General features: G+C 67.6%; 22 protein-coding genes. 9 read left to right on the top strand and 13 right to left on the bottom strand.

Annotated elements, in window-relative coordinates:
• The first annotated feature begins 7 nt into the window (after nt 1-7).
• Genes ASF51_RS14310 through ASF51_RS14275 form a run of 8 tightly spaced genes read left to right on the top strand, consistent with a single transcriptional unit; the run spans nt 8 to nt 10,931 of the window.
• Nucleotides 8-1,597, top strand: a complete 1,590-nt coding sequence (locus tag ASF51_RS14310; RefSeq protein ID WP_055931230.1) for an AAA family ATPase — start codon at nt 8-10, stop codon at nt 1,595-1,597.
• Nucleotides 1,594-2,934 (top strand): hypothetical protein, encoded by a 1,341-nt coding sequence (locus ASF51_RS14305; protein ID WP_055931227.1) that lies wholly within the window; start codon nt 1,594-1,596, stop codon nt 2,932-2,934. Before ASF51_RS14310 ends, ASF51_RS14305 begins: the two co-directional genes overlap by 4 nt.
• A complete protein-coding gene (locus ASF51_RS14300; RefSeq protein WP_055931224.1) occupies nt 2,931-3,932 on the top strand; it encodes a glutamate ABC transporter substrate-binding protein in 1,002 nt (333 codons plus the stop codon). The genes ASF51_RS14305 and ASF51_RS14300 overlap by 4 nt, the downstream gene beginning before the upstream one ends.
• Nucleotides 3,933-3,988: 56 nt before the next feature.
• Nucleotides 3,989-5,128, top strand: coding sequence for a hypothetical protein (locus ASF51_RS14295; RefSeq protein ID WP_055931222.1), 1,140 nt, complete (start codon nt 3,989-3,991; stop codon nt 5,126-5,128).
• Complete coding sequence (locus ASF51_RS14290) at nt 5,125-7,446, top strand: serine/threonine-protein kinase (RefSeq protein WP_055931219.1); 2,322 nt, start codon at nt 5,125-5,127, stop codon at nt 7,444-7,446. The genes ASF51_RS14295 and ASF51_RS14290 overlap by 4 nt, the downstream gene beginning before the upstream one ends.
• A complete protein-coding gene (locus ASF51_RS14285; protein ID WP_235497266.1) occupies nt 7,443-8,699 on the top strand; it encodes a PP2C family serine/threonine-protein phosphatase in 1,257 nt (418 codons plus the stop codon). The genes ASF51_RS14290 and ASF51_RS14285 overlap by 4 nt, the downstream gene beginning before the upstream one ends.
• A gap of 25 nt (nt 8,700-8,724) precedes the next feature.
• Entirely contained in the window at nt 8,725-10,005 is a 1,281-nt protein-coding gene (locus tag ASF51_RS14280; RefSeq protein ID WP_055931216.1) for a VWA domain-containing protein, read from the top strand.
• Complete coding sequence (locus ASF51_RS14275; protein WP_055931213.1) at nt 10,002-10,931, top strand: FHA domain-containing protein; 930 nt, start codon at nt 10,002-10,004, stop codon at nt 10,929-10,931. The genes ASF51_RS14280 and ASF51_RS14275 overlap by 4 nt, the downstream gene beginning before the upstream one ends.
• A gap of 118 nt (nt 10,932-11,049) precedes the next feature.
• Here the strand turns inward: ASF51_RS14275 and ASF51_RS14270 are convergent, their stop codons facing one another.
• From ASF51_RS14270 to ASF51_RS14240, 7 genes are all read right to left on the bottom strand, one after another.
• Nucleotides 11,050-12,144: a D-alanine--D-alanine ligase family protein gene (locus ASF51_RS14270; protein WP_055931210.1), complete on the bottom strand. Its 1,095-nt coding sequence runs from the start codon at nt 12,142-12,144 to the stop codon at nt 11,050-11,052.
• On the bottom strand, nt 12,047-13,171 hold the full coding sequence (locus ASF51_RS14265; RefSeq protein ID WP_055931207.1) for an NAD(P)H-dependent glycerol-3-phosphate dehydrogenase: 1,125 nt from the start codon (nt 13,169-13,171) through the stop codon (nt 12,047-12,049). The genes ASF51_RS14270 and ASF51_RS14265 overlap by 98 nt, the downstream gene beginning before the upstream one ends.
• A gap of 10 nt (nt 13,172-13,181) precedes the next feature.
• Nucleotides 13,182-13,922 carry a 1-acyl-sn-glycerol-3-phosphate acyltransferase gene (locus tag ASF51_RS14260; protein WP_157412173.1) on the bottom strand — a complete coding sequence of 247 codons (741 nt, stop codon included), beginning with the start codon at nt 13,920-13,922 and terminating at the stop codon, nt 13,182-13,184.
• Nucleotides 13,923-13,924: 2 nt separating this feature from the next.
• Entirely contained in the window at nt 13,925-15,295 is a 1,371-nt protein-coding gene (murA, locus tag ASF51_RS14255) for a UDP-N-acetylglucosamine 1-carboxyvinyltransferase (RefSeq protein WP_055931200.1), read from the bottom strand.
• Between the two features lie 23 nt (nt 15,296-15,318).
• Nucleotides 15,319-15,915 carry a 3-isopropylmalate dehydratase small subunit gene (gene leuD, locus ASF51_RS14250; protein WP_055931196.1) on the bottom strand — a complete coding sequence of 199 codons (597 nt, stop codon included), beginning with the start codon at nt 15,913-15,915 and terminating at the stop codon, nt 15,319-15,321.
• Nucleotides 15,915-17,456: a 3-isopropylmalate dehydratase large subunit gene (leuC, locus tag ASF51_RS14245; RefSeq protein ID WP_082480070.1), complete on the bottom strand. Its 1,542-nt coding sequence runs from the start codon at nt 17,454-17,456 to the stop codon at nt 15,915-15,917. Before leuC ends, leuD begins: the two co-directional genes overlap by 1 nt.
• A 168-nt stretch (nt 17,457-17,624) precedes the next feature.
• Nucleotides 17,625-18,734 carry a TerC family protein gene (locus ASF51_RS14240; RefSeq protein ID WP_055931193.1) on the bottom strand — a complete coding sequence of 370 codons (1,110 nt, stop codon included), beginning with the start codon at nt 18,732-18,734 and terminating at the stop codon, nt 17,625-17,627.
• 217 nt (nt 18,735-18,951) lie between these two features.
• Here ASF51_RS14240 and ASF51_RS14235 point away from each other — a divergent pair, with 217 nt between their 5' ends.
• Entirely contained in the window at nt 18,952-19,719 is a 768-nt protein-coding gene (locus ASF51_RS14235) for a TIGR00645 family protein (RefSeq protein ID WP_082480067.1), read from the top strand.
• Nucleotides 19,720-19,746: 27 nt separating this feature from the next.
• Here the strand turns inward: ASF51_RS14235 and ASF51_RS14230 are convergent, their stop codons facing one another.
• The 6 genes from ASF51_RS14230 to ASF51_RS14205 form a co-directional block, all read right to left on the bottom strand.
• Nucleotides 19,747-20,481, bottom strand: coding sequence for a PadR family transcriptional regulator (locus ASF51_RS14230; RefSeq protein WP_055931191.1), 735 nt, complete (start codon nt 20,479-20,481; stop codon nt 19,747-19,749).
• Complete coding sequence (locus ASF51_RS14225; RefSeq protein WP_082480062.1) at nt 20,478-21,368, bottom strand: DUF4097 family beta strand repeat-containing protein; 891 nt, start codon at nt 21,366-21,368, stop codon at nt 20,478-20,480. The genes ASF51_RS14230 and ASF51_RS14225 overlap by 4 nt, the downstream gene beginning before the upstream one ends.
• A 171-nt stretch (nt 21,369-21,539) precedes the next feature.
• A complete protein-coding gene (locus ASF51_RS14220; RefSeq protein WP_055931188.1) occupies nt 21,540-21,812 on the bottom strand; it encodes a GlsB/YeaQ/YmgE family stress response membrane protein in 273 nt (90 codons plus the stop codon).
• Between the two features lie 109 nt (nt 21,813-21,921).
• Nucleotides 21,922-22,953, bottom strand: coding sequence for an LLM class flavin-dependent oxidoreductase (locus ASF51_RS14215; protein ID WP_055931186.1), 1,032 nt, complete (start codon nt 22,951-22,953; stop codon nt 21,922-21,924).
• Nucleotides 22,954-23,030: 77 nt separating this feature from the next.
• A complete protein-coding gene (locus tag ASF51_RS14210) occupies nt 23,031-24,065 on the bottom strand; it encodes a hypothetical protein (protein WP_157412172.1) in 1,035 nt (344 codons plus the stop codon).
• Complete coding sequence (locus tag ASF51_RS14205; protein WP_055931180.1) at nt 24,055-24,594, bottom strand: RNA polymerase sigma factor; 540 nt, start codon at nt 24,592-24,594, stop codon at nt 24,055-24,057. The genes ASF51_RS14210 and ASF51_RS14205 overlap by 11 nt, the downstream gene beginning before the upstream one ends.
• Nucleotides 24,595-24,658 lie beyond the last annotated feature (64 nt).

Raw genomic sequence — 24,658 nt, 5'->3', positions numbered from 1 at the left:
AGACACCATGACATCTGCCGACTCGACCGAACTGCGCCAGGCCCTCGATGCCCTCGTCGCTGCGGCCAGCAACGCCGGCCTCGATGCCGCCGCGGCACGAGACGAAGGCGTGCGTATCTCCGCGGCCGTCGCCGAGTCGGCGATCGGCGCCTCGCTGCAGTGGGTCGACGCGACCGGCGCAGCAAGCGCCGACGACTTCTTCGAGGCCGCCTCGAGCGCCCGGCGATGGCGCGCCTCCCCCACCGATCTCCTGAGCAGCCTCGCCAGCGAGTCGCCGCAGCACGCGGGCGACTATGCCAAGGCGCTCACCGCGGTGATCGCCGCGGCCAGCGAACTCGGCGAACCGTCGATCGGTGTGCTCGGAGCTGCCTCCGCCACGGCGGCGGCGCAGCTGGCCGGGGCCCGCCAGGCTCCGTCCCTTCCGCCGATCTCCCGCACGGAGTCGACGCTGTTCCCCTCGACGACGCTGACCTCTGCTTCCGCGTACACGGCAGAGCAGTTCACTACGGAGCAGCCCGACTTCGCCCGTCCCGGAGACGCGACGATGGCCGAGCTCGCCCGTCGAGCAGGACTCACACCTGCGGAGCCCGATCAGAGCTCACCCACGGCCACGCAGCCGGCACCGGCTTCGGCCCCGCCCGCGGCCGCCGAGCCGGAGAAGCCCAAGAAGACGGTCGAAGAGCTGCTCGCCGAGCTCGACGGCCTGATCGGTCTCGACCGGGTCAAGCGCGAGATCCACAGGCAGACCCAACTGCTGCGCATCGATCAGCTGCGCACGGCGGCCGGTCTCACGACTCCGACCCTCACCCGGCACCTCGTATTCCTGGGCAACCCGGGCACGGGCAAGACCACCGTCGCCCGTCTTGTCGCCGGCATCTACGCGGCCCTCGGCATCCTGTCGAAGGGCCACCTCGTCGAGGTCGACCGCTCCGAACTGGTGGGCGGCTACCTCGGCCAGACGGCCACGAAGACGTCGGAGGTCATCGCCGGTGCGATCGGCGGGGTGCTCTTCATCGACGAGGCCTACGGCCTGGCACTCGACCAGTACGGCGCCGAGGCGATCACCACCATCGTCAAAGACATGGAGGATCACCGCGACGACCTCGTGGTGATCGTGGCCGGTTATCCGGAGCCGATGAAGGGCTTCATGGAGACGAACCCCGGGCTCGCGAGCCGCTTCTCGACGTCGATCACCTTCCAGGACTACAGCGACGCCGAGCTGCGCGACATCTTCGTGCGCCTCGCCGAGGCATCCGATTTCGAGGCCACACCGGAAGCTCTCGAGAGGTTCGAGCAGATCGTCTCGATCGAGCCCCGCGACGAGGGCTTCGGCAACGGCCGCTACGCCCGCAATCTGCTCGACAAGGCCATCGCCCGCCACGCCTGGCGGCTGCGCGACGTCGCCGAGCCGACGCTCGACGACCTGCGACTGCTGGTCGCCGAAGACCTCAACGACTCGAACGACGGCGATACGCCGGATGCCGAAGGCACGTCCGCGGTCGACCCGATTCTCGTCGATGTGCCGCAGACTGATCAGACAGACGATTCCCCCTCAGACGACCGCGCAGAACCGACCACGTCGAAGGACACCGAATGAGCACGACCGCAGCCGCGCCCCCGCCGCCGGTTCCCCAGGCCTTTCCGCAGGCGAACGCCTCGGCCCAGCCCGCGAACGCCGTGCAGCCGCAGGCCGCGCCATCCGCTCCCGCTCCCGCAAAGAAGACCCGGTCCACACCGGCCACGCTCCGTCTGCTGCTCGCCCTCTCGGTGCTCGCCAGCCTCGCGTTCGGCGTTGCCGGATTCCAGACCGGCTCGTCGCAGGCCCGGGCCACGGCCGACGCGAGCGCCGAGGCCGCGCAGCTGATCGGCATCCAGTCTGTTCGCAATGACCTGGTGAGAGCCGACGCGATCGCGGCCAACGCATTCCTCGTCGGCGGCCTCGAACCCGCTGACCAGCGTGCCGAGTACGATGCGGCGATCGACGACGCCACCCAGTCGCTCACCACCCTTGCCGCCGACGACAAGGCGGGCGACACCGACTTCGCGCAGATCAACTCCGAGGTCGCGATCTACACCGGGCTCATCGAGCAGGCCCGCGCCAACAACCGCCAGGGCTTCCCCGTCGGCGCCGCCTATCTCTCGCAGGCCTCGGCGCTGCTGAACGACAGCACGCTGCCTCAGCTCGAGGCGCTGGTGCTGGCGAGCGCAGACAGGGCCGCCGGCAGCTTCACCGCGACGACCGTGTCTCTGGTGTGGCTCGTCATCGCCCTGGTCGCCCTGGTCGCGCTCATCTGGGTTCACCTCTGGATCACCCGCCGTTCCCACCGCTACCTCAACTGGCCGTTGCTCATCGCTGCCGTCGCCATGCTCGCGGTCGGCATCCTCGGCGTGGTCACATTCTCGAATACCGCCGGAGCCGCGATCGAGGCCCGGCAGAACTCCTACGCCAAGACCCTCGCCATCTCGCAGGCCTACACCTCGGCCACCGAGGCCAAGTCGCTCGAGAGCTTCACGCTCATCAAGCGCGGTTCGGGTCAGACGCTCGAGGCCCAGGTTCAGACCGCCGTCGCCGACGCGCAGGCTCGACTCGACTCGACCGGCAAGAACTACCTCATCAGCGACGACCTCGGCAACGGCTTCGACTCGTGGGTCGAGAAGCACCAGGAGATCCGCGAGAAAGACGATGCGGGCGACTGGGACGGCGCGGTCGAGCTCGCGATCAGTCAGGATCCCGGCAGCGCCAATGCTGTGTTCGACTCGTTCAGCGAGGCGGCCCAAGACGACATCGAGTCGAGCTCTGCGGCCACGCAGAACGCCCTCGACGGCGGTGGCGCACTCGCGTCGCTGCTCGGCTGGATCTTCCTCGTGACCGGCCTCGCCGCCGCCGTGCTCTCCTGGCGCGGCGTCTCCCTTCGACTCAAGGAGTACCGATGAGCGCCATCCGTTCACGCACGGCTCGCATCGGGCTCATCGCGGCACTCGTGGGCACGCTGGCGCTCACCGCCTGCTCTCCTCGCTCGGGCAGCGACGACCTGGGGCTCACCCCCACGCCGACGCCCACCGAGACGACGCCGAGCGCGCCGGCACCCGCCTCGACCTGCGAGAACGTGCCCGGCGAGGTTCAGCCCTCGTACTCGCCGATCTCGCCCGACTCGATTCCCGCGGGCAGCACGATGGAGACCATCAGGAACAACGGTGTCCTCCGCGTGGGCGTCTCGGCCGACACCCTGCTCATGGGTGCGCGCGACCCGCTCACCGGACAGATCGAGGGCTTCGACATCGATGTGCTGCACGAGATCTCGCGTGCCATCTTCGGCGACCCGAACAAACTGCAGTTCAAGGTCATCACCTCTGCCCAGCGCCTCGAGGTGCTCACGCCCGACGCCGCCGGCAACACGCAGGTCGACATCGTCGCCCGCACGATGACCATCAACTGCGCCCGCTGGGAGACCATCGCGTTCTCGACCGAGTACTACGGTGCGGGCCAGAAGGTGCTCGTCGCCAGCGACTCGGAAGCGACGTCACTGAGAGAGCTCGAGGGCCTCGGTGACCAGAAGGTCTGCGCGCCGGCCAGCACCACGACCCTCACACGCCTCGAAGACGAGTTCCCCGGAGTCGAGGCCGTGTCGGCCGCAACGCACACCGAGTGCCTCGTGCTGTTCCAGCAGGGCAAGGTGGATGCGATCACGGGCGACGACACGATCCTCGCCGGATTCGCGGCCCAGGACCCGTACGCCAAGGTCGTGGGCGACGCGTTCAGCGACGAGCCCTACGGACTCGGAATGCCCGCCGACAAGGTCGACCTGGTGCAGTTCGTGAACGGCGTGCTCGACCGCATGCGCAGCGACGGCACCTGGACGAGCCTCTACGACAAGTGGCTCGGTGTGCTCGGCCCGGCACCGGCCCCGCCCGCTCCCGTCTACGGGCGCTGATCTACGCCTCGCAGCACCCGACACACCCGCACCACGAGCAGCCGAGAGGAGCAGCGATGACGATGACCACCAACGACAGCACACCGCTCGCTCCCGGGCGCCTCGGCGAGGCGATCGACCCCGGCGAACTGCTCACCTACCTCACCGGCCTCGGCGAGTGGGTCGACCGCCAGCGCAAAGAGCTCGATCGGCTCGGAGCGGCGGCGCTTGCCTCCGAGCAACCCGATTCCTACACCTCCGACATCGTTCTCGCCGAGACGCTCTGGGAGGCCACGCGCAAACGCCGCGAGAGCCTCGAGAGCGTGTGGGACAGTGGGCGCGTCGACACTGTCGCGCGCCAGAAGATGTCCCAGCTCATCTGGGGCCGCCTCGACTCCGGCGGCGGAGCAGAGCTCGTCTCCCTCGTCGAAGCCGTGCGCCTCGCCGACGCCCTCGTCTCACAGCTCACGACGCGGCTCAGCCTCGACCCGCGCGCGGCCGGCACCACCGCACGCATCGTGGGCCTGCGCGCCGAACTCGAGCGGTCTCGCGACCTGGCGGCATCCGACCCCGAGGCCGCGCAGCGGGTCTCGACCCTGCGCAACCGGCTCGAGGCGCTCGCCGAGAAGGCGGGCCGCGGCGCCGATGTCACAGGACCGCTCGGCCAGCTGGTGCACGACTCCGCGCGGCTGGAACGCGACCTCATCGTCGCCAGCTCGCAGAAGCGCGACCTCGCCCGGGATGCGCGCAAGGCCGCAGACGACGCGGCTGCGGCAGAGCGGCGCGAGCCCGTGCTGCGCGCCCTGGCCGAGCGGTGCCGCCGCGAGATCGTCGATCCGCCGCGCCTCGCGATCCCCAACGTCTCGAAGCTCGGACCCGTGCCGCAGACGCGAGCGGCCCTCGACGCGTGGACCTCTCGCCTCGCGCTCGTGAATCGCGCGTTCGAGGCCGTCGAAGACGCCTACGCGGGCCAGCTCCGCGAGCGCGCCGAGCTGCGCTACCGACTGTCGGGCTATCACGCGAAGGCCGAGAGCTCGGGCCGTTCCGCTTCTCCCACGGTGGCCGCCGGCTACATCGAGGCCAAGCAGGCCGTCGACGCCATGCCCTGCGACCTGAGGCTCGCCCGCTTCTACGTCGAGCAGTACCAATTTCTCACCCGTGACCTGCCGCCGGCATCCGCGCCGCGCACAGGCCAGGAAGGACGCTACACGTCATGACCGATGTACAGCACTGCCAACAGCCCGGCTGCACGGGCGTGATCGAAGACGGGTACTGCAACGTCTGCGGTTCGCCCGCATCGCCCACTCCCCTTCCGCCCGCCTCCGGCACCGGCACGGCCGCCGCGGCGTCGCCGTCGGCGAAGCTGGGAACCGGTTTTGCGGCGGGCCCGCAGACCGGGGCGGGGCCGGATGCCGACTTCGCGCAGGCCGGCTCGACCCGCACGGGCCGCACGTCGTCGTCGCGGCTGGCCACGGCCGCACTCGGGTCGGCGCGCACCGCGGCGACCGGATCGAAGGCCACGCGTCGCTTCGGCACCACGTCGACGCGCCTGCGCGGTCCGCGGCTCGGAGCCGGGCTCACCACCGTTCCCACGGAGCCGCCGACCGATCCGCTGAAGGCCGTCATGGCGGTCGCCGAGCTTCCCGAATCGAAGCGATTCTGCTCGAACTGCGGCAAGCCGGTGGGTCGCGGCCGCGACGACAAGCCCGGCCGCACCGAGGGCTTCTGCCCGAACTGCCGCACCCCGTTCTCGTTCACCCCCCAGCTCAAGCCCGGCGACGTCGTCGGCGGGCAGTACGAGGTCGTCGGCTGCCTGGCCTTCGGTGGACTCGGCTGGATCTACCTCGCCCGCGACCAGAACGTGTCGGGCCGCTGGGTCGTGCTGAAGGGTCTGCTCAACTCGGGCGATCCGGATGCCTATGCCGCGGCGATCACGGAGCGTCAGTTCCTGGCCGAGGTCGAGCACCCGCTGATCGTCGAGATCTACAACTTCGTGATGTTCAACGGCGCCGGCTACATCGTGATGGAGTACGTGGGCGGCCCGTCGCTCAAGGTGATCCTCAAAGACCGCATGAAGGCGAACAACGGGGTCGTCGACCCGTTGCCCGTCGACCAGGCCCTCGCCTACGTGCTCGAGATCCTGCCCGCCTTCCAGTACCTGCACGACATCAACCTGCTGTTCTGCGACTTCAAGCCCGACAACATGATCCAGGTCGGCGACACGGTGAAGCTGATCGACCTCGGCGGCGTGCGCCGTGTCGACGACCAGACCTCGGCGATCTTCGGAACCGTCGGGTTCCAGGCGCCCGAGGTTCCCGACCTGGGCCCCTCCGTCGCATCCGACGTCTACACGATCGGCCGCACCCTCGCCACGCTGGTGCTCGACTTCCGCGGCAACCAGAGCACGTTCGTATCGTCGCTGCCGGATGTCGCGGACACCCCCGTGTTCCAGAAGTACGACTCGTTCTACCGCCTGCTCGCCAAGGCGTGCGCGTTCGATCCGTCGGATCGCTTCGCCTCGGTCGACGAGCTGCGCGCCCAGCTGCTGGGCGTGCTGCGCGAGGTCGTGGCCACCGACCGCGGGCCGGGCCACCCCGCGCTGCACTCCGCGGCATCCGTTCTCTTCGAGGCACCGGTCGCCGACATCGTGGATCGCCCCCTTCCCTGGGACGCGCTCCCCGGCCTCAAGGTCGACGAGTCGGACCCCGCACGCAGCTGGCTCGCCGGCGTCAACATGGAGGACCCGGCCGCCCGCCTGATCGCGCTCGAGTCCGCGCCGAACGTCACCGTCGAGATCCGTCTCGCCCGGGCCCGGGCGGCGATCGAGTCGGGCAACTTCCCGGCCGTCGACGCGGTCATGAGCGAGATCCTCACGGAGGACCCGTGGGAGTGGCGCGCGGTGTGGCTCGCCGGCCTCGCCGAGCTGGCGAAGGGCGATGCCCGGTCGGCCCGCGCCTCGTTCAACACCGTCTACGGCCAGGTTCCCGGTGAGCTCGCGCCGAAGCTCGCCCTTGCCGCCGCCTGTGAGGCCAGCGGCGAGCCCGAGATCGCCGAGAGCCTCTACATCATCTGTGCACGCTCCGACGCGAACTACACCGCCGCCGCGGCGTTCGGGCTCGCCCGCATCCGTGAGCAGTTCGGCGACCTCGACGGGGCGCTCAAGGCGCTCGACCTCGTCACGCCCACCCGCAGCTCGTATGTCGACGCCCGCCGTCGCCGCGCCGAGCTGCTGGCCACGTCGAATCGCGGGCTGCCGTCGCTGGCCGCCGCGCTCGACAGTGTCGCCACGGTCTCGATCGATTCACGGTCGCGGGTCGAGCTCACGGCGAGCGTCCTCGCATCCGCCCTTGCCGTCGTGCGTGATCAGGGGCCGTCCACCGATGCGCGAGTCGGAGGCATTCCGGCCCAGGAGGGTCCGCTGCGCGACGGTCTCGAACGGGCCTACCGCGAGCTCGCGAGCCTCACCGAGAACCCTGCGGAGCGCGTGCACCTCGTCGACGAGGCCAACAGCGTTCGCCGATGGACCCTGTCGTGAGCGACGCCCCCGACGAGATCGCCGAGATCGCCGAGATCGCCGAGACGTCACCGCCCATCGCTCCCGCATCGCCTCAGCCGGAGTCCACTTTGACGGGCTCGGACGAGGCTCCGGCCCCTGCTGCAGCGGAGCCCCTTGCCGAGGCTCCGGTCGCCGCGGCGCTCATCGCCTGCCCCGCCTGCGCCACCGTCAACGATCCCGACGCGAAGTTCTGCGAGGAGTGCGGCACCCAGCTCGGCGAACTGGTCGAGGTGAGCGCAGACCCCGACGCCGCCGACGACGCGCAGGCCGAACCCGACGAGGCCACGTCCTCCACCGCGGCTCCGCGGCGGGCGTGCGTCTACTGTGGCGGCAGCATCGCCGACGACGGATACTGCGAGCTGTGCGGCAAACCGGCCCAGAGCGAGCGCGATCACTGGCAGGAGGCCCCCGCGGCCTGGGTCGGCGGCGTGTGCGACCGCGGCATCCGACACGAGATCAACGAAGACGCGATGGCGCTGGCGGCAGACCCGCAGGTCGGCGAGTTCGCTGTGCTGGTCGTCTGCGACGGCGTCTCATCGACGCCCGGCTCCGACAAGGCGAGCCTCGCAGCAGCGCGAGCGGCCACAGCCATCCTCGAGGCGGGTCGTCTGACAGACCTGGCCGACGGCCACGACGACGAGTATGCGCAGGCTCGATGGTCGGGCCGCATGCTGGAGGCCGGCGAACGCGCGAGCGCCGCGATCTACGAGGCGATCGGCGAGCTGGCGGCACGAACCAATCCGCCATCGTGCACGTTCTCCGCCGCCGTCATCGATGGTCCCCTCGTCGTGGTCGGCCAGGTCGGCGACAGCCGCGTCTACTGGATCGCCGACGAGGGAAAGTCGCGACAGCTCACCACCGACGACTCGTGGTCACAGGAGATGATGGCCCACGGCATGTCGCGCCAGCAGGCCGAGAGTGCCCCGCAGGCGCACTCGATCACCCGATGGCTCGGTGCCGACTCCCCCGACGAGGTGCCCCACGTCGTTCCCACGTATCCCACGGGTGCCGGCTGGATCCTCGTCTGCTCCGACGGTCTGTGGAACTACTGCTCAGACGCCGACGACCTCTCCGAACTCGTGCACCGGGTCGTCGGGTCGGTCGGCACCAACCCCGTGCAGGTCGCGTCGGCTCTCGTCGACTGGGCCAATGAGCAGGGTGGACAGGACAACATCACCGCCGCGCTCGCTCGATTCGATAGCGTTGTACCTACACCGGCCCAGCCGGCCTGATCTGTGACAGATAGAGGAGTCTCCCATGGCAGAGTTCACCGCCAGCGTTTTCCAGAATGAATTCCTCTCAGACGGGGCCACAGACGTTCACGCCATCGTGACCGTCACGGTCGCCGGCGCAGGCCAGGCGGGCCAGGGTCAGGGCATGGCGGCGGGTGAGATCATCATCGTCGACACCTCGGGCTCGATGACCGGCGAGAACCTGGGCGCGGCCAAGCACGCGGCCTCCGTCGCGGTCGACCAGATTCTCGACGGCACCTGGTTCGCCGTGATCTCGGGCACCGACACGGCAGCCCGCGCGTTCCCCTACCCGAACGCACGCCTCCCCATGGTCCAGATGGAGCCGGGCGCGCGCGCCGCAGCGAAGCAGGCGATCGCCGCCTTCCAGCCCTCGGGCGGAACGGCGATGGGAACTTGGCTGACGCTGGCCCGTGAACTCTTCCAGGCCACCCCGCAGGCCACGCAGCGCCACGCGATCCTTCTGACAGACGGCAAGAACGAGCACGAGTCGGCGCAGGCGCTCAGCCAAGCCATCTACAACGCCACCGGAGTCTTCCAGTGCGACGCCCGCGGTGTCGGTTCTCGCTGGCAGGTCGACGAGCTGCGCCAGATCGCCACGGCGCTGCTCGGCACCGTCGACCTCATCGCCAAGCCGGCAGACATGGCCGCGGACTTCGAGAGCATCATCAAGCAGTCGATGGGCCGCGGGGTGGCCTCGGCCGATCTGCGGGTGTGGGCACCCCAGGGCTCCGAGGTGCTGTTCGTGCGCCAGGTGGCACCCACCGTCGAAGACCTCACCACGCGCAAGACGATGGTGAATCCGCTCACGGGGTCGTACCCCACGGGCTCGTGGGGCGACGAGTCGCGCGACTACCACGTGGCCGTTCGGGTCGCCTCGAAGCCGGTCGGCTCGGAGCAGCTCGCCGCGCGGGTTCAGCTCACCGTGCGCGACGAGGTCGTCGCATCCGGTCTCGTGAAGGCGCGCTGGTCGAACGACGACGCGCTGACGGCGCGCATCGATCCGGCCGTGGCGCACTACACGGGCCAGACCGAGCTCGCCTCCGCCATCCAGGACGGCCTCGCGGCCAAGGCCGCCGGCGACGCCGCGACCGCCACCGTCAAGCTCGGCCGCGCGGTGCAGCTCGCCGCAGAGACCGGAAACGACGAGGCCACCGCCAAGCTGCGCAAGGTCGTGGAGATCGACGACGCGAACGAGGGCACCGTGCGGCTGCGGCGCGACGTCGCGAAGCTCGACGAGATGGCCCTCGACACCGCTTCGACGAAGACGACGCGGGTGCGCAAATGACCCTCTGCCCCAACGGACACTCGTCGGAATCGACCGACTACTGCGACGTCTGCGGAACGCCGATGGCCGCGGCTGCGCCCGCGCCGGCAGCGCCTGTGGCCGCCTCCGCATCGACTCCGTCGTCGGGCTCGGGCTCGGGCTCGGGTGAGCCGATCACGTGCCCGAACTGCTCGTTCCCGAACCTGCCCGACGCGCTGTTCTGCGAGAACTGCGGATACGACTTCACCACGGGTTCCCTGCCCGAGCCAGACCCCGACGCGCCGGGATTCGCGGCCCCGCTCACGGCTCCGGCGCCCGTGCCGAACGCACCGGCCGTCGTTCCCGTCATCGCCCCGGTGTCGAGTCTCGACATCGAGGAGAACGATCTCGGCAAGCACGAGGCGAGCAACGATCCCGGCTATGTCGAGGCACCAGCCATCGAGGGCCAGCCCACGGTCGAGCCCGCCGGAGCGGCCTCTCCCGAACCCGAGGCCGCAACCGGCCCCGTCTCCTCGTCTCCGGCCGCGTCGACCATCGAGGGCGACACCGTGTGGGTCGCCGAGGTCTGGATCGACCCCGAGTGGTACGCCGCGCAGAAGTCCGACGACCCGCTGCCGTCGGGCGGCCTCCCCGAGATCGTCGTGCTGAAGCAGAGCAGCCTCCTGGTGGGGCGCACCTCGGTCTCCCGCGACATTCACCCGCAGATCGACTGCGGTTCCGACAGCGGCGTCTCCAGGCGGCACTGCCAACTCAACACCGACGGGCAGCGCTGGTGGGTCGAAGACCTGCAATCGTCGAACGGCACCTTCGTGGGAGCCGCCGGCGAAGAGTTGCCGACCGACGCCATCCAACCCGGGCAGCGGCGCGAGGTGCACGACGGCGACCGCATCTTCGTCGGCGCCTGGACGCGTCTGGTCATCCGCAAGGCCCTCCCGGGCGAGGCGTAGGCGCCCCGTTCCCTGAGCTTGTCGAAGGGGCCGTTCCGTTCCCTGAGCTTGTCGAAAGGGCCCTTCGACAGGCTCAGGGAACGCGCGCTCAGCGAACGCGCGCTCAGGGAACGAGCGCTCAGGCCGCGGTCGGCAGCGCCAGGTCGATGAGTTCGTCGATGAGCTGCGGGTAGCTCAGGCCCGATGCGATCCAGCATGCCGGGAACATCGAGATCGGCGTGAAGCCGGGCATCGTGTTGAGCTCGTTGACGACGAAGCCGTTCTCGGTGAGGAAGAAGTCGACGCGGGCGAGTCCGGCCCCGCCGATGGCCTCGAACGCCGTTGCCGCGATGCTCTGCATCGTGGCGAGCTCCTCGTCGCTCATCGGAGCCGGGCACACCAGCTCGATGCCCGGGGCGTCGAGGTACTTCGCATCGAAGTCGTAGAAGGCCCTGTCTGTCATCACGACCTCGCCCGCAACCGACACCCGAGTGGGGCCGCCGTCGCGACCCTCGAGCACGCCGCACTCGACCTCTCGGCCCACGATGCCCTCTTCGATCAGAACCTTGTTGTCTTCGGCGAGAGCGATCTCCATCGCCTCGGCGAGCTGCGACCAGTCCGTGACACGGCTGACGCCGACAGACGAGCCGGCCCGAGCGGGCTTGACGAAGGCCGGCAGCCCGAGGCTGGAGGCACGCTCCGCGACTCCTGCCGGGGCATGCGCCCACTCACGCGCGGTCACCGTCGTCCACGGGGCGACGGCGATGCCGGCCTGCAGCAGGACGGTCTTCGTGAAGTGCTTGTCCATGCCGAGGGCCGAGGCGAGAACGCCCGATCCCACGAACGGCAGCCCGAGCAGTTCGAGCATGCCCTGAACCGTGCCGTCTTCGCCGAAACGTCCGTGCAGAATGGGGAACACGACATCCACCTCGCCGAGGCTGCGCGAGCTGCCGTCGGCGAGCTCGACGGTCAGCGTGCGGTCGCCCGCCCTGTCTGGCCAGCGGATGCGTGTGCCGTTGTCACGCACACGGGGCATGGCCTCGGCGTCGATCGCGAACTTGGCGGAGTCGTCGTCTTCGAGAACGAACGATCCCTCGCCGGTGATGCCGATGGGAATGACCTCGAACCGGTCGCGGTCAATCGCGTGAAGAACCCCGCCCGCCGTCGCGCAGCTGATGGAGTGCTCGCTTGAACGACCCCCAAAAAGCAGAGCCACCACTGTTTTTCCGGCCATCGATAGTCCTTTCGCCCTGCGGCTCGTCCGAGTCCGTCGTCAGGTGGGGAGCTATGTCCCGGGGATTCAGCGTACCGGCCAGCACCTCGCTGACCTGTTTCACGATGGGCATGTCCACGCCTTTGGCAGCCGCCAGCTCGAGGATCGGCGCGACCGAGGCGAGACCCTCGGCCGTCTGCTGCATGCTCTTCACCACGTCGGCGAAGCTGTATCCCTGGCCGAGAAGTCGGCCGGCCGTGTTGTTGCGCGACAGCGATGAACTGCTGGTGGCGATGAGGTCGCCGAGCCCGGCCAGACCCGAGAGTGTGTCGGGGTGGGCTCCATACGCCACGGCGAAGTCGGTCATCTCGGCGAGGCCGCGGGTGATGATCGAGGCCTTCGTGTTCTCGCCGTAGCCCACGCCGTCGACGATGCCGATGGCCACCGCGATGAGGTTCTTGAGCACGCCGCCGAACTCGGTGCCGATGACGTCGGTGTTCACGAACGACCTGAAGTAGCGGTTGCTCGCCACCATCGCCACGCGCTGCGCGGTTTCGAGGCTCTGCGATGAGATCACGGCCGCCGTCGGCTGCTCCTTGGCGATCTCGAGCGCGAGGTTGGGTCCGGATGCGACGGCGATGCGATCGCGGTCGATCTCCAGTCCCAGCTCGATCACCTCGCTCATGCGCAGGCCGGATTTCTTCTCCACGCCCTTCATGAGGCTGATCACGAGGGCGTCGCTCGGCAGGAGGGGCCGGATAGCCGCGAGGTTCTCGCGCAGGCTCTGGCTGGGAATCGAGACGAACACCATCTCGGCACCCGCGAGGGCGTCGGCGAGGCTCGACGTGGCCGTGACCGCCGGCGGAAGGTTGATGCCGGGGAGGTAGTCGCTGTTGCGCTTGGCCTCGCTGATCTCGCGTGCGAGTTCGGGGCGTCGCGCCCACAGGGTCACGTCGCTGCCGCCGTCTGCAAGGATCTTGGCGAAGGTCGTGCCCCAGCTTCCTGCGCCGAGCACGGTCACGCGGCGACGGGGAGGGACGACCGCCACGGGCCTGGTCCTACTCAAAACGACCGGTCTCCTTCTGGTTGTGCGCGGCGGGATTCCACCGTTCCACGGGGGCGGTCTCTCCGCGCAGCCCTTCGAGCAGCGCAGTGATGTCGGCCATCACGAGTTCGGTCGCGGCCGTCAACAGAGCCGAGTTGATCGGCTTGCCACGGAACTCGTCGAGGTCGACGGGATCGCCGAACGCGACCTTGATGGTCTTGCGAGGAAAGAGGCTGATCTTGTTGGAGTAACGCCCCATGACGGCCTGGGTGCCCCAGTGGGCGGCAGGAATGAGAGGCAGGTTCTGCTCCAGCGCCATGCGCACCGCCCCGGTCTTGCCCTTCATGGGCCAGATCTGCGGATCGCGAGTCAGTGTTCCCTCCGGATAGATGATGACGGCGTTGCCCTTGTCGGCCAATTCGTGGGCGGCCTTCAGCGGCTCGCTGCCTCGAACGGATCCGGCCCTCTCGACGGGGATCTGGCCGGTGCCGCGCAGCACCGCCCCGACGACGGGCACCCTGAATAGGGAGGCCTTCGCCAGGAAGCGGGGCGCACGGCCGAGCTTCCAGATCGACCAGCCCATGATGACCGGGTCGATATTGCTGTAGTGGTTCGGCGAGAGCACGAACGCGCCGATGCGCGGCAGCTTCTGCGGGTCGGTGAACTCGATCTTCGCGATGCTCGACAGAAAGGGCACGAGCACCACGGCCAGTGCTCGAAAACCGATGGTCTTCTCAGACGGCTGGCCTGCCACGGTCACACCTCGAAGGAGAAGTCAGCTCCGAGCTTCTCGAGCTTGGCCACGAAGTCTCCGTAGCCACGACCGATGAGCCCCACGTTGCTGACGGTCGACCGGCCGTCGGCGGTCAGGGCCGCGATGAGGTGGCTGAAGCCGCCACGCAGGTCGGGAACGACGATCTCGCTGCCGTGCAGCTTCGTGGGGCCGGTGATGACAGCGGCCTGCTCGAGCGGACGACGAGGAACACGTCGCTCGCCCCCCTCGAGTCCATGCTTGTGCACCTGGATGTTGGCGCCCATCTCGACGAGGGCGTCGGTGAACCCGAAGCGGTCTTCGTAGACGGTCTCGTGCACGATCGACGTGCCGATGGCCTGAGTCAGCGCGATGATGAGCGGCTGCTGCCAGTCGGTCATGAAGCCGGGGTGCACGTCGGTCTCGATGACCACGGGCTTGAGGTCGCCGCCCGGGTGGTAGAACCGGATGCCGTCGTCTTCGATGTCGAACGCGCCGCCGATCTTGCGGAAGACGTTGAGGAACGTCATCATGTCCTGCTGCTTCGCGCCCTTGCAGGTGATATCTCCACCGGTGGCCAGGGCAGCCGAGGCCCAGCTGGCGGCCTCGTTGCGGTCGAACAGCGCGCGGTGGTCGTAGCCCTTGAGGCTGTCGACACCCTCGATGAGGATCACGCGGTTGGGCTCGACCGAGATGATCGCGCCCATCTTCTGCAGAACCGCAATGAGATCCATGATCTCGGGCTCGATGGCCGCGTTCTTGAGCTCGGTGGTGCCCTTCACTCGCACGGCCGTGAGCAGAACCTGCTCGGTCGCTCCGACGCTGGGGTAGGCGAACTCGATCTTGGCGCCGTGCAGCCCGTTCGGGGCGGAGATGTCGATACCGCTCGGAAGCTTGTCGACGACGGCGCCGAACTTGCGCAGGGCGTCGAGGTGGAAATCGATCGGCCGATCACCGATGCGGCAGCCGCCGAGGTCGGGGATGAACGCGTGGCCGAGACGGTGCAGCAGGGGCCCGCAGAACAGGATGGGGATACGGCTCGATCCCGACAGCGCGTCGATCTCGGCGCTGTTGGCGCTGGCCACGTTGCTGGGGTCGAAGATCAGGATGCCGGTCTCGGCACTGCCCGAGATCGTGACGCCGTGCGCTTCGAGAAGGCTGGCGACCACGTGCACGTCGGAGATGTCGGGCACGTCGCGCAGGATGCTCTTGGTGTCGCCGAGGAGCGACGCCACCATCGCTTTCGTCACGAGGTTCTTGGCCCCGCGCACGTCGATGGTGCCGCGCAAGGGGCGACCGCCGTTGATCACGATCGTGTCGCTCGGAAGTCCGACCCTGCGTGCTGCCATTTGTGCGTCCTGAAGAAGTGAATTCACTGATGTAACCGCCTGTACTGCTGTTATTTAACGGGGAGAGTCTTCGGACGCCAGCCTTCGCGGCGGCCCTCGAACTCCGTGATTCGCGCTTCGTCGCGCAGGGTGAGCCCGATGTCGTCGAGGCCTTCGAGAAGCCTCCATCGAGTGTAATCATCGATCTCGAACGGCACGGTGAGCGCCCCCGCGGTCACCGTTTTCGCCGGAAGATCGACCGTGACCTCGAGACCGGGCTGGGCGTCGATCAACGCCCAGATCTTCTCGATGTCGGTCTCTGCGAGCTGGGCCGCGAGCAGCCCCTGCTTGCCCGAGTTGCCCCGGAAGATGTCGCCGAATCGCGCACTGAGCACGGCCTTGAAACCGTAGTCTCGCAGTGCCCAGACGGCGTGCTCACGAGACGAGCCCGTTCCGAAGTCGGGTCCGGCGACGAGCACGGATCCCGTCTTGTAGGGCTCCTGGTTGAGCACGAACTCCGGGTCTTGACGCCAGCCGTAGAAGAGAGCGTCTTCGAAGCCGGTCTTGGTCACCCGCTTGAGGAATACGGCGGGGATGATCTGGTCGGTGTCGATGTTCGACCGCTCGAGCGGAACGGCGACTCCGGTGATGACGGATACCTTCTCCATTACAGAACCCTCCCGTTGCCTGAGCCCGCGTTCCCTGAGCCCGCGTTCCCTGAGCCTGTCGAAGGGAACCCCGTCGAAGGTCCAGCATCCACCAGCCTCGCGTCATCGACGGCGAGATCCCACGGACTCGACAGCGTTCCGCGAACGGCGGTGGCCGCAGCGACGAGCGGCGACACGAGGTGCGTGCGCCCGCCCTTGCCCTGGCGACCCTCGAAGTTGCGGTTCGACGTCGACGCGCAGCGCTCGCCCGGAGCGAGCTGGTCGGGGTTCATGCCGAGGCACATCGAGCAGCCGGCGAAGCGCCAGTCGGCACCGAAGTCTTTGAATACCTTGTCGAGCCCCTCGGCCTCGGCCTCGATGCGCACTCGCGCTGAACCCGGAACGACCATGACGCGCACGTTCTCGGCCTTCGTGCGTCCGCGCACGATGTCGGCGGCGGCGCGCAGGTCTTCGATGCGCGAGTTGGTGCACGAACCGATGAAGACCGTATCGACCGCGATCTCCTTCATCGGAGTTCCTGCGTCGAGGGCCATGTACTCGAGCGCACGCTCGGCGGCGGCCCGCTCGTTGGGGTCGATGATGGTGGCGGGGTCTGGCACCGGCTGCGAGAGCGAGACGCCCTGGCCGGGGTTGGTGCCCCAGGTGACGAACGGCTCGAGCTCGTTCGCATCGAGGAAGACCTCGGCGTCGAAGACGGCGTCGTCGTCGGTGCGCAGCGTCTTCCAGTACTCGACGGCGGCGTCCCAGTCGTCGCCCTCGGGGGCGTGCGGACGGCCTTTGAGGTACTCGAAGGTGGTCTCGTCGGGCGCGACCATGCCGGCGCGTGCGCCCGCCTCGATCGACATGTTGCAGATCGTCATGCGCCCCTCCATCGAGAGGGAGCGGATTGCGGAGCCGCGGTACTCGAGCACGTAGCCCTGGCCACCGCCCGTGGAGATCTTCGCGATCACGGCCAGGATGATGTCCTTCGCCGTGACTCCCGGGCGCAGTTCGCCCTCGACCGTGATGGCCATCGTCTTGAACGCCTTGAGCGGCAGCGTCTGCGTGGCCATGACGTGCTCGACCTCGCTGGTGCCGATGCCGAACGCCATCGCCCCGAACGCGCCGTGCGTGCTCGTGTGCGAGTCACCGCACACCACCGTGATGCCGGGCATGGTGAGGCCGAGCTGCGGTCCGACGACGTGCACGATGCCCTGCTCGACGTCGCCGAGCGAGTGCAGCCGGATGCCGAATTCCTTGGCATTTCGACGCAGCGTCTCGATCTGCGTGCGGCTGGTCAGGTCGGCGATGGGGCGGTCGATGCCCGCCGTGGGGGTGTTGTGGTCTTCGGTCGCGATGGTGAGGTCGGGCCGACGCACGGGGCGACCGGCGACGCGCAGTCCGTCGAACGCCTGGGGGCTCGTAACCTCGTGCACCAGGTGCAGGTCGATGTAGATGAGGTCGGGGGTGCCGTCTTCGCCCTTGACGACCAGATGATCCTCCCAGACCTTCTCGGCCAGGGTCTTGCCGCGTTTCGCGACGGGTGCTTCTGCATTGCTCATGAGTGATGCCTTCTCTTACGAATCTGCTTGCGAGAGCCCATGACACACTCCGCGACGAGGTGAGGCCTTAGAACGAGGACTCGTCGCGGCAACCAAGAAGAAGTCGACCAGACAGCATCCGTCTAGGGTAACACCCGCGATCCTCCCGGGCATTCCCGACGGATACGGTCAGGCGCGCGGCGCGCCGCCCGTATCGGACTTCTCATCGACGGCGTCGACAGGAGCGTCGACGACCCGTGTCGGAGCCGTGCCCGCCGGACCGGCGACCGGCGCACCCGCCGGTGCGGCATCCGATCGACGACCCTCGCGGCGCATGGCGATGAGGCTCGCGATGGTGGCCACGGCCATCGAGCCGATGATGACCGCGAGCGAGGTCCAGGTGGAGATGTCGGGAGCCCACTCGATGTGCTCGCCGCCGTTGATGAAGGGCAGCTCGTTCTCGTGCAGCGCGTGCGCCACCAGCTTGAAGCCGATGAAGGCGAGGATGAAGGCGATTCCGTAGTGCAGGTAGATGAGCTTCTCGAGGAGCCCGCCGAGCAGGAAGTACAGCTGGCGCAGGCCCATGAGGGCGAAGACGTTGGCGGTGAAGACGATGAACGGGCTCGTGGTGATGCCGAAGATCGCCGGGATCGAATCGAGGGCGAACAGCAGGTCGGTGGAGCCCAGGGCGATGAAGACGATGAGCATCGGCGTGAAGATCTTCTTGCCGTCGACGCGGGTGCGCACCTTCGCGCCGTCGAAGTCGTTCGAGATGGAGATGTGGCGGCGCAGGTAGCGGATGAGCCGGCTCTCGCCGTCGTCGGCGTCGTCGTGCTTCGAGAACGCCTGCTGCCAGGCCGTGTAGAGAAGAAAGGCTCCGAAGATGTAGAAGATCCAGCTGAAGTTCTCGATGAGCTGCGCGCCGAGGAGGATGAAGATGCCCCGAAGCACGAGCGCGATCAGGATGCCCACCATCAGGGCCTCCTGCTGCAGCTTCTTCGGCACCTTGAACCGCGCCATGATGATGATGAAGACGAACAGGTTGTCGATCGAGAGGCTGTACTCGGTGAGCCAGCCCGCCAGGAACTGTCCGGCATGCTCGCCGTCGGCGAAGATCAGCATCAGCAGCGCGAACACCAGCGCGAGGCCGACGTAGAACACCACCCAGAGCGTCGACTCCTTGGCCGAGGGGATGTGCGGCCGCTTGAGCACGAGCAGAAGGTCGACGACGAGGATCAGCGTCAGGATGACGAGGGATCCGACTTCGAACCAGACCGGGAGGTTGAGCGTGGCAGGCATGTGAGGGAGTGTGACCTTTCGGGATGGCGGGTACGCCGAGCGTCCGAAAGTCTCTCCCGCGCGACTCCGGCCGGGCCGGTCACGCCACCGCAACGGACCCGCGGCGGTGGGGATCGTACTGACGACTGCGATGAAGGTGGGATACTCCCCTTCTTCAGGCGATGTTACAGGATGCTGACGCTATGCTTCCGCCCAGACCGATATTCAGGAGACCCCCTTGGCCAGCAGCCCGCAGACCACCGCCACCCCGTCCCAGCAGAGTCCGTCCCAGCAACGCCAGTACCGACCGCAGACCGCGTGGGTCAAGTCGGTCGGCTACCTCATCTTCTTCAGCCGTTGGCTGCAGGCACCCCTCTACCTGGGCCTGATCATCGCGCAGCTGGTCTACGTCGTGGTCTTCGTGATCGAGCTCGTGCACCTCATCGAGACCGTGATGAAAGACCCGCTGCACATCGAGGAATCGGTGATCATGCTCTCGGTGCTCGGACTCATCGACGTGGTGATGATCGCGAACCTGCTGATCATGGTCATCATCGGTGGCTACGAGACCTTCGTCTCGAAGATCGACATCGAGGGCCACCCCGACCAGCCGGAGTGGCTCTCGCACGTCAACGCGAATGTGCTCAAGGTCAAGCTGGCCATGGCCATCATCGGCATCTCGTCGATCCACTTGCTCAAGACGTTCATCGAAGTCGGCGATCTCGGCGACCCACGCAGCGATACCGAGGAGGAGAGCCTCACAGGCGATGTCTACACGGGCGAGGGCGTCTTCTGGCAGGTCATCATCCACACCGTCTTCATCATCTCGGCCATCGCACTCGCGCTCATCGACCGCATGTCCCAGAACCACGGCGCCGGCGCGCGCAGCCTGACCCATAAGCCGTCAGACCAGGTGGTCGAGCCGATCGATCCGTCGCCTGTGCCGCAGGGCGCCGTCGCCGTGTCGGGCTACATCATCGACGGAAAGTTCGTCGAGCAGCGCTAGCCGCCCGACGAACCTCCGCCTCGGCGGCTACTTCTTCAGGTCGTCGAGAAGGGATGCGCGCACCTCGTCGAGACGGCGGGCGAACGCAGCGGCCGTGCCCGCGGGCACGGTTCCCTTCGCCCCGCTCGACCGAAGCGCCGTGCGCACCGACTGGCGGAACTCGGCCAGCGCGATGTCGACGTCGCGGATCTCGTTCCGACTCGCATCCCGCGCCGCATCGGCCGACGCCGGCGACTCGTCGGCGGGGCCGGCCTGCTCGTCGGAGGGCGCCTCGCCCGTCGCATTCCGAGTGGGTGCACCATGCGTGGGCGCATCCTCAGTGGGATCGAAGGCGAACCATGACGAGTACGACTGGCTCGTCGCATCCGTCGCCTCGCGCGCCTGGCGGGCGGCCGATGCGAGATCGGCCCGCAGGCTCTTCATCGCCTCGCCCACACCCGAGCGCACCTCGTCGGCGAGCCGGCGAACGCTGTCGGTGAGGTCGTTCTCGATCGAAGTGAGGTCGCCCTCGCGAGCGGCGAGTTCCGCGCGGCCCGCCTCGGTGATCTCGTAGACGGTCTTGCGGCCGTCGGCGGTCTTGGTGACCAGGCCCTCGTCTTCGAGCTTCGCGAGCCGAGGATAGATCGTGCCGGCGCTCGGCGCGTAGGTGCCGCCGAAGCGCTCGCTGAGAGCCTGGATCAGCTCGTAGCCGTGCTTGGGCGACTCGTCGAGCAGCTTGAGCAGGTAGAGCCGCAGGTGGCCGTGGCCGAAGACGGGGGTCACAGGGATTCCCCCTCCGGTGCGTCGAACGGCGCGGAGTCGTCGACGGGTGCGTCGAACACGCCCGATGACGGAACGCTCGATGCCCCCACGGTCGCCCGGCGCACCGATGTGATGTCGCCCGACACCGAGTTCGCGCGTACCTCCACCCACTTCGCGTCGAGGGTGCCCGACGTGTGGTTGAAGCCGCGGCCACGGGTGCCGCGCGTGATGGTCGAGTCGACCTGCAGCGTGCCGCTGACGCTGTTGAGGCTGAAACGCGCCGGAACATCCTGGTCGAGGCGCACGGTGAGATCTCCGCTGACCGTGTTGTTGCTGATCTCCTCAGGAATACCGGTGAGGTCGAGGAACACCGTGCCGGAGACACCGTCTGCGGAGAACTTGCGCAGCGCGCCGGTGACCGTGATGTCGCCGGTGACGGTGTGCGCGTTCAGCACGCCCTCCTGGTCGCTCACGGAGATCTCGCCGCTGACGGTGTTGATGTCGAGGTCGCCGACGATGTCGTCGATCACGATGTCACCCGACACGGAGTTGACCCGGGCGTCGGTGCGCAGGCCGGAGATGAGAGCGCCGGCGTTGACGACGCCGAACTTCAGGCCCGCGTCGCGCGGGATCATGATGCTGATGTCGGCCTTCGCGTTGCCCTTGAACGATTTGAAGACCTCGATGAAGTTGTCCCAGCTGAGCTGCGGGTGGTCGATCTCGAGCACGTCGCCGTCGATCGAGACCTTCAGGTCTCTGCCCGAGACCGAGTGCACCTCGACGCGGGCGCCGGGCTCGTCGTGGGCGATCACGTCGATCTTGCCGCCGATGAGGCTGATCTTGACCGAACGCACGAGTTCGAGGTCGATGACTTTGGGGCCGGTGACCAGCCACTTCTCGATGGCCATGAAATTCTCCTTGAGGTCGATAACGCGATATATCGCGTCGATTGCTCTCAAGATATATCGCGAATTAGCAGTCGGTCAAGATATATCGCGAATTGGATGCCGATACCCGGCTCAACGACGAAGCGCCCCGACCCACAGGGGGTCGAGGCGCTTCGAGCGTGTGTTGGCGCGTTACGCGCGGCTGCGGCTTCCGCGGCCCACGATGAGGCCGTAGACGAGAAGCACAACGATCGAACCGACGATGGCGATGAGCCACGACTGGATGCTGAAGAATCCGTCGTAGCCGACGCCGAAGACAGCGCCGCCGATCCATCCACCGATGAGGGCTCCGACAACACCGAGGACGAGGGTGATAACCCAGCCGCCACCCTGCTTGCCCGGAAGAATCGCCTTAGCGATTGCGCCCGCGATCAGACCGAGAAGAAGAAAACCGAGAAAGCTCATGACTGTCTCTCCAATGCACTGTGTAGTGCAGCAGGCGGATTTCGACTACTGCAGCCAAGACACTAGCGGTCGTGCCCTATTCGGGGCACAGGGCTTGACATCAGGCTCTTCAGTCTGATTTGTGCGCAGATTCCCAGCCAAGGAGGGGTGCGAGAACGGTAGCGATGTCTGTGAGGATCTGCACGTAGTCGTCGTGTTCGAGGGTGAAGGGCAGCGCGAACACGACCTCGTCGACGGCCCGATACCCCGCGTGAGCCCGCAGCGCATCGGCGATCTCCTCCGAGCTCCCCACGAGGTCGGGAGCGAAGAGCATACGCTGCGGCCCCTGCGGCGCGGTCGTTCGAGCGAATCTGCGCTCGGCGAACGCCCGGTACTTCGCTGCCTGCTCAGCCGTGGCTGTGTCGGTGGGAATCACGACGAGCCCCTGGGATGCGCGAGCCGCCTGCCCCAGGGGATGCCGGTCGCGGAAGAGATCGATCTGAGCCCGTTGGATGCGGGCGAAGTCGTCGTCCTCCTCGGCCCGCACGACGCTGCTGCTCAGGAGATTGAGCCCGCGATCCCCCGCCCAGGCGGCCGATGACAGACCGGCCGCTCCGTACCAGACCCTGTCGGCGAGCCCCGGCGAGTGGGGCTGGATGCGCGTCGAATACGCCTCGATACCCTCCGTTCCCTCGAACGTGCTCACCGCGTCGCCGCGCAGGTTGTGCAGCAGGCGGTCCACCCGTTCGGTCGTGAAATTCTCGTTCTCCCACGAGTCCGGATACAGGTGGTGCTTGATGTCGTCGAAGTGCGTCGGCACCCCGACACTCACGCCCGGGTTCAGCCGACCCCGACTCAACACGTCGACGGTCGAGAGGTCTTCGGCGAGCCGGAACGGGTTCTCCAGCCCGAGCGGGATCACCGCCGTTCCGAGCTCGATGCGGCTCGTGCGCTGGCTCGCGGCGGCCAGCACGGCGACCGGCGACGAGATTCCGTGCTGCAGGTGCCGGTCGCGCAGCCAGGCACTGTCGAAGCCCAACTGCTCCCCCAGCTCGATGATCTGCAGCGTGCTCTCATGCCCGCCGAACGGATCGGCCTCGTCGAAGAAGCCGATGGTCAGAAATCCGAGGCTCTTCAGGTCGCGCGGGCTGTCTGTGCTCATGAATTCACAGTACCCACGGCCAGCTGAACGTCGTGACCCGCGGCATCCGATGACGTCACTCGGCGCAACATCGCATGTCAGCCGCAGCCGCCGATCGTCAACGGCACGGAGCCGAGGGGATTCGCGTCAGATGCGGTCGCACGATAGCTGCCCGTCCAGGTGAGCTGCCACTGCGCCGGGGCGATCGCCGCTGAGGTCTGGACCGACGAACCCGAGAGGCCGACGACCGCCGTCCCCTGCCCGTCGGCCACGCCCTCGCCTGACAGGGAGTAACTGTAGGGATTGTCCGTTCTCGAGCCTCTCAGGTAGACCGTCTCACCCGGCACGAGACCCGTCACCGTCACAGGAACTCCCGATTGGCCCGAGAACACCTCTGGCTCGATGCACGATTGCAGCTGTACCGAGACGTCATCGATAGGAAGGTAGGTGATGGGAAGCGGGCCGCTCGCCGCGATCGGATCGACGTATTCGTCGCCGGACGGATCCCGTTCGGGTCCTCCACTGGCATCGACGCGCAGGTAACTCTCCCAGATCTGTCCACTCTCGGTACTGGCGATGTTCTGCGGGAACGAATCTGGAGTCCACACAAAAGACACCGCCCCACGATCGTCGGTCGTGACCGTGGTGGGAGTGGTGAGGACAGAGAAATAGTCATCCGGAGACGACGAACCGGCCGAGTAGTGGGAGTCGATCGAGAGGGCGAACTCCGTGTTCGGCGCGAATCCGGAGAGCTCGACCGGGATGCCGGCACCCCAGCTCGGCGGGCTGAACGAGGCCTCCCCGATGGCCACGGTCGGCACGGTCGGCACCGCGGGCGTCGTCGCAGTCGGAGTCGGTTGGGGCGTGCGGCTGGGGGCCTGAGTGGTCGAGGTCGTCGCCGTCGGCTCCACGGCACCCCACGGGGAATTCCCGAGGCCGATGGCCAGCGCGCCTCCCGCAGCGCCGAGACCGAGCACAACGAGCACGATGATGCTGAGGGCACCGAACCGGAACCGGGGTTTCGGCGCCGCTTCGGCTGCAGGGAGCTGTGACTCGGCGGCGAGGAGCACGTTCTCGGAGATGCGAACGATCATCCGCTCGAAGTCATCGCCGGCTGGAGGTTCAGTTCTCATTGTCGATCGCCGCCTTTCGCAGCCTGGCGCGACTCCGTGAGACCCTCTGGCGCACGGCTCCGACGCTGATTCCGGTTTCGATTGCCGCATCCGCATAGCTGCGGCCATCGATCAAACACAACTCGCATACGCGACGGTCGAGGGCAGAGAGCTTGTCGATCTCTCCCATAACCCATCGCAGGCGATCCCGAGCATCGACATCGTGGTCGGACACCGGCACGTCGTCGGGAAGCTCGTCCGTGGCGTGCCTGACGCGTGCCCTGTTGAGGTTCAGCGCCAGATATCTGCAAGTGGTCAGAAGCCAGGGGAGAACCGAGCTGTCGGGCAACACGATGCCGTCAGCCTTGCGCCAACACGTCACGAAGGTGTCTTGCACGACCTCTTCCACGTCGGACTGGCTCGCAACCAGGGCCCAGGCGTATCTCGTGACGGAGGGCGAATGCCTCCGCAAGAGCACTGCGAGTGCACGTTTGTCTCCGGCCGCAAGGCCCCTCACCAGCTCAGCGTCCGAATCGTCGTCGGCATTCATTCGTACCCCCTCACTTATGGAATGTCGTCGCGGGGGCAGAAATCACACACGAATGAAAATTCTT

Origin of the sequence: Agreia sp. Leaf283 (assembly GCF_001422485.1) — a bacterium.
Lineage (GTDB): Bacteria > Actinomycetota > Actinomycetes > Actinomycetales > Microbacteriaceae > Agreia.
Note: the sequence above shows the minus strand (reverse complement) of the source record. Positions and strands in the feature narration are given on the sequence as shown.